The sequence below is a fragment of the Dyella jejuensis genome, from assembly GCF_044904675.1.
Classification (GTDB): domain Bacteria; phylum Pseudomonadota; class Gammaproteobacteria; order Xanthomonadales; family Rhodanobacteraceae; genus Dyella_B; species Dyella_B jejuensis.
This window is the reverse complement of record NZ_JADIKJ010000008.1, coordinates 30,610-43,402: the sequence shown is the minus strand read 5'-3', so window position 1 is coordinate 43,402 and position 12,793 is coordinate 30,610. Positions and strand designations below refer to the sequence as shown.

General features: G+C 62.0%; 15 protein-coding genes. 4 read left to right on the top strand and 11 right to left on the bottom strand.

Features of this window, described 5'->3' with window-relative positions; genetic code table 11:
- Window positions 1-170 precede the first annotated feature (170 nt).
- Together ISP15_RS08215 and ISP15_RS08210 are read left to right on the top strand one after the other, a co-directional pair.
- Window positions 171-1,529, top strand: coding sequence for an RHS repeat-associated core domain-containing protein (locus tag ISP15_RS08215; RefSeq protein WP_404546884.1), 1,359 nt, complete (start codon window positions 171-173; stop codon window positions 1,527-1,529).
- Window positions 1,526-1,948, top strand: a complete 423-nt coding sequence (locus ISP15_RS08210) for a hypothetical protein (RefSeq protein ID WP_404546777.1) — start codon at window positions 1,526-1,528, stop codon at window positions 1,946-1,948. Before ISP15_RS08215 ends, ISP15_RS08210 begins: the two co-directional genes overlap by 4 nt.
- Before the next feature lie 49 nt (window positions 1,949-1,997).
- Here the strand turns inward: ISP15_RS08210 and kynU are convergent, their stop codons facing one another.
- The 6 genes from kynU to ISP15_RS08180 form a co-directional block, all read right to left on the bottom strand.
- Window positions 1,998-3,278, bottom strand: coding sequence for a kynureninase (gene kynU / locus ISP15_RS08205; RefSeq protein WP_404546776.1), 1,281 nt, complete (start codon window positions 3,276-3,278; stop codon window positions 1,998-2,000).
- Window positions 3,279-3,326: 48 nt separating this feature from the next.
- Window positions 3,327-3,848 carry a hypothetical protein gene (locus ISP15_RS08200; RefSeq protein ID WP_404546775.1) on the bottom strand — a complete coding sequence of 174 codons (522 nt, stop codon included), beginning with the start codon at window positions 3,846-3,848 and terminating at the stop codon, window positions 3,327-3,329.
- Window positions 3,845-4,879 carry an amidohydrolase family protein gene (locus tag ISP15_RS08195; protein ID WP_404546774.1) on the bottom strand — a complete coding sequence of 345 codons (1,035 nt, stop codon included), beginning with the start codon at window positions 4,877-4,879 and terminating at the stop codon, window positions 3,845-3,847. Before ISP15_RS08195 ends, ISP15_RS08200 begins: the two co-directional genes overlap by 4 nt.
- 80 nt (window positions 4,880-4,959) lie before the next feature.
- Window positions 4,960-7,065, bottom strand: coding sequence for an FUSC family protein (locus tag ISP15_RS08190; protein WP_404546773.1), 2,106 nt, complete (start codon window positions 7,063-7,065; stop codon window positions 4,960-4,962).
- A 167-nt stretch (window positions 7,066-7,232) separates the two neighbouring features.
- A complete protein-coding gene (gene efpL / locus ISP15_RS08185; protein ID WP_404546772.1) occupies window positions 7,233-7,796 on the bottom strand; it encodes an elongation factor P-like protein EfpL in 564 nt (187 codons plus the stop codon).
- 133 nt (window positions 7,797-7,929) lie between these two features.
- Window positions 7,930-8,697 carry an SDR family NAD(P)-dependent oxidoreductase gene (locus ISP15_RS08180; protein ID WP_404546771.1) on the bottom strand — a complete coding sequence of 256 codons (768 nt, stop codon included), beginning with the start codon at window positions 8,695-8,697 and terminating at the stop codon, window positions 7,930-7,932.
- 360 nt (window positions 8,698-9,057) lie between these two features.
- Here ISP15_RS08180 and ISP15_RS08175 point away from each other — a divergent pair, with 360 nt between their 5' ends.
- The gene (locus tag ISP15_RS08175) at window positions 9,058-9,384 is read left to right on the top strand and encodes an RcnB family protein (protein WP_404546770.1); all 327 of its coding nucleotides are present in this window, start codon (window positions 9,058-9,060) and stop codon (window positions 9,382-9,384) included.
- Between the two features lie 57 nt (window positions 9,385-9,441).
- Here ISP15_RS08175 and ISP15_RS08170 read toward each other — a convergent pair whose 3' ends face one another.
- Window positions 9,442-9,837: a hypothetical protein gene (locus ISP15_RS08170; RefSeq protein ID WP_404546769.1), complete on the bottom strand. Its 396-nt coding sequence runs from the start codon at window positions 9,835-9,837 to the stop codon at window positions 9,442-9,444.
- 58 nt (window positions 9,838-9,895) lie between these two features.
- Between ISP15_RS08170 and ISP15_RS08165 the strand changes: the two genes are divergently transcribed.
- Entirely contained in the window at window positions 9,896-10,066 is a 171-nt protein-coding gene (locus tag ISP15_RS08165) for a hypothetical protein (RefSeq protein WP_404546768.1), read from the top strand.
- Window positions 10,067-10,139: 73 nt separating this feature from the next.
- Here ISP15_RS08165 and ISP15_RS08160 read toward each other — a convergent pair whose 3' ends face one another.
- From ISP15_RS08160 to ISP15_RS08145, 4 genes are all read right to left on the bottom strand, one after another.
- Window positions 10,140-10,715 (bottom strand): GNAT family N-acetyltransferase, encoded by a 576-nt coding sequence (locus ISP15_RS08160; RefSeq protein WP_404546767.1) that lies wholly within the window; start codon window positions 10,713-10,715, stop codon window positions 10,140-10,142.
- Window positions 10,712-11,305, bottom strand: a complete 594-nt coding sequence (locus ISP15_RS08155) for a YdeI/OmpD-associated family protein (protein ID WP_404546766.1) — start codon at window positions 11,303-11,305, stop codon at window positions 10,712-10,714. Before ISP15_RS08155 ends, ISP15_RS08160 begins: the two co-directional genes overlap by 4 nt.
- Before the next feature lie 11 nt (window positions 11,306-11,316).
- Window positions 11,317-11,802, bottom strand: coding sequence for a GNAT family N-acetyltransferase (locus ISP15_RS08150; protein ID WP_404546765.1), 486 nt, complete (start codon window positions 11,800-11,802; stop codon window positions 11,317-11,319).
- A 67-nt stretch (window positions 11,803-11,869) separates the two neighbouring features.
- Complete coding sequence (locus ISP15_RS08145; RefSeq protein ID WP_404546764.1) at window positions 11,870-12,769, bottom strand: hydroxymethylglutaryl-CoA lyase; 900 nt, start codon at window positions 12,767-12,769, stop codon at window positions 11,870-11,872.
- Window positions 12,770-12,793 lie beyond the last annotated feature (24 nt).

Here is a 12,793-nt window from a genome sequence, read left to right as displayed (position 1 = left end):
CTCAGGATATACCCGTTTGGGGGCGGCTAATTTTCATTTGTCTAGGGCCCCTATCGGCATGCAGTCAGTACGTCTTGGCGCTATCTCGCAGATAGACCGGCCATAATCCATGAAGTCAGGGAGGGAGCGTTTCCATGTATGGAAAACAAAGGAGGTCGTGGTTGCCGTTGGTGTTCGGCGCTTTACTTACGCCATGTATCGGCCATGCTCAAGCTGTTCCCATCACCCTTGGCAACGTCGATGGTGTGTTCGGCGACGGTAATGGTGCAGTCCTACTCAAGGGCTGGGCCTGCTGGAAGTACTACACTCTGACGCTCTCTTCGCCTCAAGTAGATGTGTACGTGGGAGGTGAAGCGGGGAAAGGCGGCGTAAAGCTAGGCACCTACAATGTCGATCAGCCAAGCGAGCCGGAGGTGTCGCAAGCATGCGAAAACCGCAATTCCAACAGTCGCTTCATTATCGCTATCACCATTGCAGCGCGTCAGCAATACGGTGGGCAGCGCCTATATGTCTACGGCTCACCGTTCGGTAAAGGCATTTCTTACACCCTGCTTTCAGGTTCAGGTGAATACGCCATTCCTATCGCACCGGCTGTTACCGACTCAGTCTACTACGTACATACCGATCGCCTTGGCAGCAACGTCATCATGACTGATGCCAACGCCAATGTGGTATTGCAAACCGACTACAAAGCCTACGGTGCTGCTATGCAGCAGCACGACAAACAAGAAGCGCCCGGCTTTACCGGAAGTTATGAAGATCCGCTGACAGGGCTCACCTACATGCAGGCGCGATACTACGATGCGGATCTAGGTCGCTTCATCTCAATTGATCCGGTGCCGGCGAAAGTAGGCGATCTGTACAACTTCAACCGTTACGTGTATGCAAAAGACAATCCGCTAACGTATCTCGATTCAACGGGAATGAGTGCATGCATACCGTCCACAAGTGTTGGCGGCGGTGCGCAACACTCGTTACCCACGCAAGATTGCGGGAATGATTCGTCGCCAGGTGGTGGATTACCATCGTTTGTTTCAGGAGGAAGTAGTGGTAATGGAAGTGGCGGAGGCTCGGGCGGCGTTGGAGTTGTGAACGAAGTGCCCGTCGTCACGGTAAATAGCATCGCAGTACCGCGTCCTTTGTCTTTGCCAGAGATTCGTGTCACAGCGATCGCGGTGCCCAATCCCTGGCTGGTGCTTTTCCTTGGTTTGGTATACCCAGAGAATATGGCGTCTTGTCGGTCACCATATTGTCATGCTGGACTGGCAGCGCCTTCGGACATATACGCTCCTCATGGCTATGCTAATAAATCTACTGAATCAAAGCCCAAAGGTGTGCCTCCGGGGACGATCCCTATCGACGATGCCAAAGGGCGCTATGGGTGGGATAAGGATGACGTGCACAATATTAAAGATGGTATTGGTGCAGGACCGAAGGACTGGACCGGAGTATCGCCGGATGGACGCATATGGGGTGGTGACAGTAATGGTGATGCTGTCGATCACGGCAATTGGGAGGATTATTTATGAAAAATAAATTTTTGTTTAGTGCCTCGCTTCGAATCACGCATCCAACCATCGCTGCAAAGGATATCGTTGAGGCGCTACCACTGAAGGCGAATGTTGTTCATTCCATAGGTGAGCCGCGTAAAACAAAAAGAGGTGCAGCCCTTCAGGGGGGTTATCAAAAGACCTATGTGTCATTTCCTTTAAGTGTGGACGGATTTGACTACCCTGAAAACTTTCTGCTGAAACAGGTGGGTGAGCCATACTTGAGCAATGATGCTTACTTCGAAAGTATTGCTTTGACGGGTGGTAAAATTGAGTTTTTCATGGGAATACATTGCAAGAATAACGGTGGCTTCGACATTGATTGCGATCTTGTTCGGAAGCTTGCAAAAAAATGGATATCAATTTCATTTGATATTTACGGAAATGAATGGGTGTAAAGCTGAGTCGGGGAGTATGCAAGAACAATTGCGAGAGTCTCGCTGTTACTCAGGTAGCATCTTTCCAGCCGCGCACGGCCTGGGCAAACGTCAGGCAATCCACAAAACGATTGTAGAGCGGTGCCGGGGAAATCCGGATTACGTCCGGTTCGCGCCAGTCGCCGATGATGCCGCGTTCGACAAGGTGCTCGAACAGCGCGCGCCCCTGGGGGCGGCCGCCCAAGACGCGGATGGATAACTGTGCGCCACGGCGCTCGGGCTCTGCCGGCGTGACAATGTCGAGCACGTCGGCCAGCTGGTTGCGTACCAGCCATTCCAGGTAGCCGGTAAGCTGCAGCGATTTTTCGCGCAGCCGTTGGATGCCGGCGCGATGGAAGATTTCCAGCGACACGCGCAGCGGCGCCAGCGACAGGATCGGCGGATTGGACAGCTGCCAGCCATCCGCGCCGGGCGTCGGTTCGAAATCCGGCCCCATCTGGAAACGGGTGTGCTTGTCGTGGCCCCACCAGCCGGCAAAACGCGGCAGTGCGGCCTGCGCATGGCGACTGTGCACGAAGGCGCCGCCCACCGCGCCAGGGCCGCCGTTGAGATATTTGTAGCTGCACCAGATCGCGAAGTCAGCGTTGCTGTCGTGCAGTTGCAACGGCAGGTTGCCTACGGCGTGCGCCAGATCGAAGCCCACGGTGCAGCCATGTTTGTGCGCCAGCCCGGTAATGGCCTTGAGGTCGAACGCCTGCCCGGTGCGGTATTGCACGCCCGGCAGCATGACCAAGGCAATGCGCGAACCATGTTCGGCCAGCGCGCGCTCGATCGCGGCCGTGGACAGGGTGCCGTTCGGCTCGTCGCCTTCCAATTCGATCAACGACAAAGATGGACTGAAACCGTGGTAGCGGATCTGCGACTCCACCGCGTAGCGGTCGGTGGGAAAGGCGCCGGCCTCGATCAGGATCGCGTGGCGATCGGGGGTGGGACGATAGAAGCTCACCATCATCAGGTGCAGGTTCACGCCCAGCGTATTCATCGCGACCACTTCGATCGGCTGCGCGCCGACGACTTCGGCCAGGTGATCACGCACGAACTCGTGATAGTCCATCCACGGCAGGCGGCCCTTGAAGTGGCCTTCCACGCCCAGTTCGCCCCAATAATCGAGTTCCGTTTCAACCGCCTCGCGCGCGGCGCGCGATTGCAGGCCCAGCGAATTGCCGCAGAAGTAATGGCTGTCGCCATGCTCATGCGGCGGGATCAGGAATTCGTCGCGGAATGCGCGCAAGGGATCGGCGGCGTCCTGGGCCTGGGCCCAGGCGACAGTGGCTTCGTAAGGTGAGGACATCAGGGCTTCCAGCTTGGTTCGTGCTGCTTCCGGTTGGACGTGTGGCGATTACGAATTCAATGTGGCGGCAATGCCGAGGCAACCTTTGTCGAAGCTGGTGGCCCAGGACAGCCCGGCCTGGCTTGCGGACGGCCGCGCACAACGCAGCTGGATCGCATGGCCGTTACGGAACCAGTAGCGCTCGACGTAGGTGTACAGCGTGCCGCTCTCGCGGGCGGTATAGACAAAGCTGTTCGGGTCGCTCGGCGCGCTGTTGCCCGGTTGGTAATCCTTGAGGCTCTTGGCTTTGCCGACGGCACCGCTGACGTAGTCGTTGAAGTCCTGCAGGTTTGCGACCTGCTTCACCGACACGCTGACGCGCGCCAAGGTATCGCTCGCGCTCGGCGAGGGATCGGGCACCTGGAACACGCGCACTTCGGGATCGCCATCGACCTGCATGATGCCGACCCAGCTGGCGGGCGTGCTGAAATGCACGCTGCCCGACGCCATGCTGACCTCATCGGCCTGGGCCGCGGTGACGTTGGCCAGCGCCAAGGCGACGATCAGCACCAAGTAGTGCCTGAAATTCATGCGTGCTCCTGGGTATGGGCTTGGGATACGAAGCGTTGTTGCGGCAGTCCCAGCCACTCCAGCGCAGTACCGTGAAACAGGCGGGCACGGGCGGGATCGTCCAGTTTCAGCGATTCAATGCCGCTGCCCGGCTCCTGCTCCCCCAGCGGGAAAGGATAATCGGTGCCGAGCATGACGCGCTCGACGCCGGTCACATCCAGGAGATAACGCAAGGCCTGCGGGTCGTGCACGCAGGAATCGAAATACAGGTGCTTGAGGTATTCGCGCGGGTTGCGCGGATTGTCGGTCGCGACCAGGTCCGGACGCATGCGGAAACCATGTTCGATGCGTCCGATGGTCCAGGGAAAACTGCCGCCGCCATGCGCCAGCATCACGCGCAGCTTCGGCAGGCGTTCCAGCACGCCGCCAAAGGCCAGGCAACAGGCCGCGCGCGATTGCTCGGCTGGCATGCCCACCAGCCATGGCATCCAGTATTTGGGCATGGTGGCCGCGCCCATCATGTCCCACGGATGCACCATGATCGCCGCGCCCAGGTCGGCGGCGGCTTCGAAGAACGCGAACAGTTCCGGTGCATCCAGGTTCCATTCGTTGCAATGCGAGCCGATCTGCACGCCGCACAGGCCTAGTTCGTCGATGCAACGTTCCAGTTCGCGCACCGCCAGCTCCGGCGCTTGCAGCGGCACCGTGCCGATGCCGGCGTAGTGCGTCGGAAAATCCCGGCACACGTCGGCCATGTGATCGTTCAGGTGCCGATGCAGCTCCAGCGCCTGGTAGCCCGGTGCCCAGTACGAAAACAGCACCGGCACGGTCGAGATCACCTGCACGTCGACGCCGAAGCGGGCGTAGTCGGTGATGCGATGTTGCGCATCGAAGGAGGATTCCCACACCTCGCGAAAAAATTTGCCGTCCTTGTAAATGCGGTGCCGGCCATCGGTATGGTTCATGACCGGAAAGGCGTCGTTACCGTATTTGGCGGCAAGATTGGGCCAGTCGCGCGGCAGGATATGGGCGTGGGTATCGATTTTCAGCATCCGCCAAGTGTAACGCCTGCGGTGCCCGGGGGGGCCTGTGCGGAGGCAGCAGAAGGGTTCTCGCCGCTTCGCCAGGCCGCTCAGGGATGCACGCGGCGCTGGTCATCCGTGGCCGCGGACTCCTGCGGCCCGCGTCCGGCCACGTGGACAAGCGTGTTGATGTTGTCGACCAGCCGGTCGCTGATCCGTACTAGCTGCTCGGCGCGCGGTCGATCGTCGGCCATCGCCAGCAAGCTGGAAAGGCTGCGCTGCAATGGTCGCAGCTCGGGCGCCGGGGGCAGCGCCTGGCTATTGCGCAATGCGACCGCCAGGGCATGCAGCTGGGTTGCCGCATGGTCGATGAAGTTGGTCACTTCGGCCTGTTCCGGCAGGTTGTCGCAATCGTGCAGCAGGGCTTCCAGCGTCATCGCGGTGCGGGCCAGGCGGTTGCCATTGAGGAACAGCGCGTTGGCCAGTTCCAGCAGCACCAGCGGCGTGGCCGGCTCGGATTGCATGCGATCGATCGAGGCCTGCGCGTTGGTACGCGCGGTGCGCGCCGCGGTGCGTGCCTCGCGATGTGTTTCACGCCGCTCCGGATGCGCCAGCGCGCGCAGGTATTCCGCGTAGGCGTCAAGCATGTCCGACAGCGCCGCGCGCGCACGTCCGCGTTCCCAGGTGGGCCACAGGATATAGGCGAGCAGGGCCATGCCGCTGCCGAGCGCGGTGTTGATGACGCGGTCCAGCACGGCGGTGCCGGAATTCACGCCTTCGAACGAAAGAAAGATCACCACCGTACCGGTCAGCGCCGCCACCGCGATGCCGTAGTGCGCGGTGGCGAGGTAACGGAACGCCATGCACAGCACGGCCATCAGCGCCAGGTGGGTCCAGGCGTCATGCGGCGTGATGTATAGCAGTGCCGTGGTCAGCACGAGGCCGAGGATGGTGCCGGCCACCCGCAGCAGCCCGAAATTGAAGGTGGCGGCGAAATCGGGACGCAGCACGATCGCGGCGGTCATCGGCAACCAGTAGCCGTGCGGCAATTGCCACAGGCGCGAGACGAGCAGGGCGATGCTCAGGCACACCGCGCAACGCATGGCGTGGCGGAACGCCACCGAATGCACGGTGAAGTTGGCGCGCAGGGTAGCGAACGCCGAGTTGCCGCGCAGCGCGCGCGGCAGGCGCGTTTCCGCTGCCGCCGCCCGGATTTCGCCGCGCGAACCGGCCCAGTTGGCGTTACGTACCGCGGCGGCGAGCTGGCCGGAGAGCGCGTGTATGTGCGTCGCCGTGCTGTCGTTGCGCGCGGAACCATCCAGCAACGCGCGCTCGCTGGCCTGCAGTGTCTGCAGCGCACGGGCGGCCTGCTCCGGCGGCTCGCCAGCTTCAAGCGCCTCGGCGACCGCCGTCAGCACGCGCGCCGCATCGGCACGAAACATGGCATAGGCCGGCACAGCGCCGTGCATGTCGGCCATGGCGACCAGCTCCAGCCGGATCCGCTCGGCCAGCTCCAGCAATACGGCGAACGCTTCCATCGCGCGGCCGCGCGCATGGTGGCGGCCGAGCAGGGTTTGTTGCAGCGTGGTCATCGCCTCGGTCAAGGCGGGCACGTCCGCGTCATCCTGGGTGTGCTGCCGGGCCAGCGCGGCAAGTCCGCGATAGAAGGTCGCCAGCGCGTTGCGCTCCGGGCGATATCGCTGCAACGGCCAGGCGGCCACCGAGAACAGCGCCAGCAACAGGCCGCCAGCAAAAATCAGCGACGCCCCGGACAATGCCTCGTGCAGCGTGGCGGGCGTGGCGGCGGTAACCACCAGCAGGATCATGCTGGTCATGCCTACCCGCGCGATGTCGGTGCCGAACACCACCAGCAACCCGCCGAAGAAGCCGAAGGCCGCCGTGGCCAGGGTGATCGGTATCAGGTCGCCGCCGATCAGGAATCCGCACAGCGATGCCAGCCCTGCCGCCAGCGAGGCCAGGAACAACTGCCAAAGCCGTTGCCGATAGGGACCGGGCTGATCGGAAAACATGGTGTCCAGCGCGCCCGCGGCGATCGCCAGCCCTGCTTCCTGGTGGCCGCTGAGCATGCCGATGGCCAGCGGCAGCGCTACGGCTGCCGTATTGCGCAGGACCACCCACGGCGGCACGTCCGGACGCTTGGTCGCGGTCAGGCTTTGCAGCACGCTGGTGCGTAGCGAATAGGCTCGGGCGGACATGGTGGGGAACGATGCCGTGGATGCGCCGATTCTGCCTCAGCGCATGGACGGTGTCGCCTGTCGCTTGAACGAAAAGCGCATTCGCTTGCTCCGAGCGATGCCCTCTTCCCTGCGGGGAAGAGGGCCAGGATCAAGCGCGCCTGCGAAGAATTATCCGCCGGAAAAATTCATGCGCGGCCGGCAAATTCGCCGGTCAGCGTATTCACCCACACCTTCTCATCATTGGTGATGTACTCGGGCACCTGGATTTCGATGCCGGTGTTGAGCTTGGCCGGCTTGGTGCGCTTGGTGGCGCTGGCGCCCTTCAGTTCCGGCGCGGTATCGACCACCGTCAGCGTTACGCTGGTCGGCACCTGCAGGCCGACGGGCGCGTCGTCGATCACCTGCACGTAGTAGCCTTCCAGGCCTTCCACGATGAAACCGGCGTTGTCGCCGATCAGTTCGGGGCCCAGCGTGTATTGCGTGTAATCCTCGTTGTCCATGAACACGTAAGCATCGCCGTCCATGTACGAGAAATTGGCGGCGCGTCGCGTGAGTTCCATTTCCTTCAGGTCATCGTCGGCGCGCAGGCTGAGGTCGAACTTGCGCCCTCCGGGGATCGAATACAGCGTGAAACGGAACGTGACGTTGCCGCCTCGCGCGGTCGGCGAACTGCGTTCGATGTCGCGAACCTGATACACGGTACCGTCGTGTTCGACCACGTTGCCTTTCTTGACGTCGGAAGCTTTCATGGGGTCTTGGCTAAGAAATGAAGAGGAAAAAAAGGAGTTGGAAAAGTGCGCGGATCATTGAAAGAAGACGGCGGCGGAATCAGCACGTAACGCATCGACCCGCGCTGCTTGAATTGTTCCCGCTGCCTGTTTCTTACTTCGGCTGCAGCCGCACCGCGCCATCCAGGCGGATTGTTTCGCCGTTGATATAGCGATTGCTCAGGATGAACGCCACCGTGGACGCGAACTCGTCCGGCTTGCCCAGGCGCGACGGAAACGGGATCGAAGCCGATAGCGATTCCTGCACCTGCGGCGGCATGCCGTCGACCATCGGCGTCCAGAAAATGCCGGGCGCGATGGTCGCCACGCGAATGCCGAAGCGCGATAGTTCGCGCGCCATCGGCAAGGTCATGCCCACCACGCCGCCCTTGGAAGCGGAATAGGCGGCCTGGCCGATCTGCCCTTCGTAGGCGGCAACGCTGGCGGTATTGATGATCACGCCGCGCTCGCCGTCCTCGCCCGCTTCATTGCCTTGCATCAAGGCCGCGCCGGCCTTGGCGACGTTGAAACTGCCGACCAGGTTCACCATCACGGTGCTGGCGAACTGGCCCAGCGCCATCGGTCCGTCCTTGCCCAGCACGCGGCCGGCGCCCAGGATGCCGGCGCAGTTCACCACCACGTTCAGGCCATGCATGGCATCGCGGGCTGCGGCAACGTTCGCCGCCACGCCTTCTTCGGAAGTAACGTCGGTGCGGAAGAAACGTGCGTTGCCGCCCAGCGAACTGGCGGCCTCCTGGCCTTTGTCTTCGTTGACATCGAACAGGGCGACGTGGCCGCCGTTCGCGACGAGATGCTGGGCCACTGCGTGACCGAGGCCGGAGGCGCCGCCGGTAATGACGGCCCTGACTTGAGTGAGCTGCATGGAGAGGTCCGTAACGCTAAAAACGCAATGGTAACGCACCCGCTCATTGGCGTAGCAGGGTGGAAGGAAAGCGGCGGGCGGCTGGCGCGGACGCCATGCGCCCTCGCCGCTTCCTGCCGCGCCCTGGCGAGAGGTTCTGCAATGTCATTGAAATATCAGGGCCAGCGTGACGGGTGAGGCCGACTTTGGCGCTTCGGCGCCTGTCCTTTGTTCCCATCACAGCAAAATATTCACGTGGCATTCGGCAGGCTGACGCAATCTTGATGCGGCATCAAGGTCATCACCGCGAGCGGATGTCCAGGCACGCCTGCCGCAGGAAGATGGACCCATGCGATCCCATCGTTACCTAAGGAGTAAGCCATGAGAAAACAGCTGGGAATGATCGCCTTTTGTGGAGTGATGCTGGCATCGTCGCAATGTGCGCTGGCCCAGGGCTATCGGCCGGGACCGCCGCCACAGCATTACCATGGCATGTATGACCAGGGGCGGCATGAAGGTTGGTACAAGCGTGGCGGCCACGTTCCGCCGGCCTATCGCGGCAGCCGCTATGTGGTAAGCGACTGGCGTCGCTATCGCCTCAAGCCGCCGCCGCGTGGCTACCACTACATCCGCAGCGATAACGGCGATTTCCTGCTGGCTGCGATCACCACTGGTGCGATCATGAGCATCATCGCGGCCAATCACTGAAGGCGCGACGCTTGAAGCCGCAGGCAGCGAGATGTCTCGTTGCCTGCGGCTGCGTTGTCAGAGGCAATCGAGCAGGCTGTCGTAAAGCGTCGTATCGCTGTGCGGCAGCGGGCTGCGCAGCGGGTTGTCGTTGGCGAGCGCGGCGGCGAGATCCTGCGCACGGGTCATGCTTGCGATGGGGCTGGGGCATTGCCATATACGGGGTTCCACCACGACCTTGCCATCGGCGGGGCTGATCTCTTCACGGCTGGCGGCGAACACCCAGATGCATTCGGTGACATAGCCGGTGCCGGCATCGACGGAACAGCGGTAGCTCAATGCTTCGAGATTCGGATACTCGCCCTCGCAGAAGGTGTCGAGGCACACGTCATCGAAATTTTGCTTGAGCCAATAGGTGGTCTCCCGCCAGCCGTCCCGTTCCTGCCAGGTGGGCAGGTAATCCAGGATATCCACGTGCGCTGCTGTGTCGGCCGGCAGTGCAGTCCGCTCCGCGGCTGCTGCCGGCGAGGCCATGGAAAAGAACAAACATGCCGCCATCCAGCATGTGGCAGCGCTGACTATCGAACGAACGTCCATGCGTTATCTCCATCTGGTCAAGGAAAGGCGTCAGGTGCATGACGCAGTTCCATTGGGCGCTGTTCGCATGGACGTGGAAAGAAGAAAAGACTGGAGCGCGGAATAGGACTTTTATGCGGCAATTGTAGGAAATATCGGTCGCATCCGGCGCTGCTGCCTGCTTGAACCCTGTACGCAATTCAGGATGCCGGCGTGCGCAGCAGTTCGTGCAAGTCATTCGAATCGGTCATCCGTGCGAACGGCGTCACCGGCGTCGGCGGATGGGCCGCGGGTTGCAATGCCTTCTGCCATACACCTACGTCCCACCAGCGCTGCAGCTTGTATCCGGCACTGCGCCAGATGCCTGCCGATTCGAAGCCCAATGCTTCGTGCAGTGCGACACTGATCTCGCCCGGCAAGGTAATCACGCCGACCGCCTGATTGATGCCTTGCAGGCGCATTACATCGAGCAATACGGCGTACAGGCGACGCGCAATACCTCGGCGGCGCGCGTCGGCATGCACGTAGATCGAGGTTTCGGCGATCCAGTCGTAAGCCGCGCGTTCGCGAAAGCGTGTGGCGTAGGCGTAGGCCAGCACTTGGCCCTGTTCTTCCCAAGCCAGCCAGGGATAGTGTTGCAGGCGGGCAAGGATGCGTTGGCGCATCGCTTCGACGCCGGGCCATTCGGTCTCGAAGGTGATCGCGGTATCGGTAACGGTCGGTGCGTAAATCGCGTGGATGGCCTGGGCGTCGTCGGCGCGGGCAATTCGGATCATGTCTGATATTTCCAGTTACGGTGCTTGCCTTCGGCCAACCACTCCAGCGCGGTGGCGATGCGTTTCTGGCGCGTGGCGTCGGTCTTGGCTTCGTTGATCCATTCGACGTATTCGCGCTGCGCGCTGGGACTGAAAGCGACATACGTCTTGCGGGCGGCCAGTTGCTTACTCAACAGTGCGGCGAAGTCGGCGGGCAGTTGCGGGGGTGGTTTTGACGCGGCGGGCGGTCGCGGCTTCTTGTTGCCCGCATCGTTCAAGGCCATGGCCTTGCGCACGTAGGCCGTCAAGGTTTTCGTATCGGGCAAATCCCCGATCGACGTGATCGGGCCGAACTCGCCCATGCCTTTCTTGGTTGCCGCATCGACCACTTCCAGGCGGTGCCAGAAGCCGAAACTGCAATGTTGCTTGAAAGCCGCCATCGAACACATCAGCGTGCCATGGTAGAGAAAGTGCGGGCAACGCCATTTGATGCTTTCTTCTACCTCCGGACAGGCCGCGTGCACCACCGCACGGATATGTTCCAAGACCGGCCCGGCAAAGTCGGCGGATTGGGCGATGTAAGCATCAACACGCGGATCACGACGGGCCATATGGGATCTCGCTACAAAACGCGGATAAAGAAGCGATCGCAGCTGAAATGCCCGGTACCGCCCATCGGTGCATGCAGCGGTGCGAACCCGTGCTTGCGATACAGCGCCTGGGCCGCATCCATGCCGGTGAGTGTCTCCAGGTAGCAGTGCGTGAAGCCGGCAGCGCGCGCCGCGTCCAGGCAGCGTTGCATCATGGCCGTGCCGGCGCCGATGCCGCGCGCTTCAGGCAAAAAATACATCTTGCGCAATTCGCAGACGTTCGCCTCGCCCCCTGCCAGTGGCGCGACACCGCCGCCGCCGATGACCATGCCGTCGCGTTCCACCACAAAGTAGGCGCTGCGTGGACACGTATAGGCTGCATGCATATCGTCCACTTCGGCGTCGTGAATCGCGAAGCCGGGACCGTCCGCGCCGAATTCGGGCATCACGGTGCGAATCACGGCAGCTACCGCGGCATTGTCGCGCGGCTCGATCGGGCGAATGAGAAAATCGGGCATGGCATCAGCTTAGCGGGGAAGCCGCAGCAGCGTATGCAGCGGCCAGGCACCCGCCATGTGCCGGTAGTCAGGCCGCCATGGTGCGTGCCTTGGTCACGCGACTGGCGGTCGGCTTGTTGAGCTGGGCCGATAGCCATGCGCCGGTCGCGACCAGCAGGTCCAGGTCGACGCCGGTCTGCATGCCCATGCCGTGCAGCATGTACACCACATCCTCGCTCGCCACATTGCCGGTAGCGCCTTTGGCATACGGGCAGCCGCCGGTGCCGGATACCGCACTGTCGACCACGCGCACGCCTTCTTCCAGGCAGGCCAGGATGTTGGCCAGGGCCTGGCCGTAGGTATCGTGGAAATGCACCGCCAGCGCCTGCATGGGAACTTCCTGGGATACCGCATGCAACATGGCGCGCGCCTTGGCGGGCGTGCCGACCCCAATGGTGTCGCCCAGCGAAATTTCGTAGCAGCCCATGTCGTAAAGCCGCTTGGCCACGTTCACGACATCGGCGACGGGCACGTCGCCCTGGTAAGGGCAGCCGAGCGCGGTGGAAACGTAGCCGCGCACTTTCACGCCTTCGGCGTTCGCGTCGTCGAGCACCGGCTGGAAACGTTGCAACGATTCGGCGATGGAAGCATTGATGTTGGCGCGATTGAATGCTTCGGATGCGGCCGTGAACACCGATACCTCGACCGCCCCGGCGGCGCGCGCGAGCCGGTAGCCTTGCTCGTTCGGCACCAGCACGGGATAGGCCACGCCCGGTACCTTGCGGATGTTGCGGAAAACTTCGTCGGCATCGGCCAGCTGCGGCACCCAGCGCGGGCTGACAAAGCTGGTGGCCTCGACGGTCTTCAAGCCGGTGGTGGAAAGGCGATCGATCAGCGCGATCTTGACGTCAGGCGGCAGCAAGGTCTTTTCGTTCTGCAACCCGTCCCGGGCGCTGACTTCGACGATGCGGACTTCAGGGTTGTTCATGCGAAGCTCCTGCAACCGGGCGAA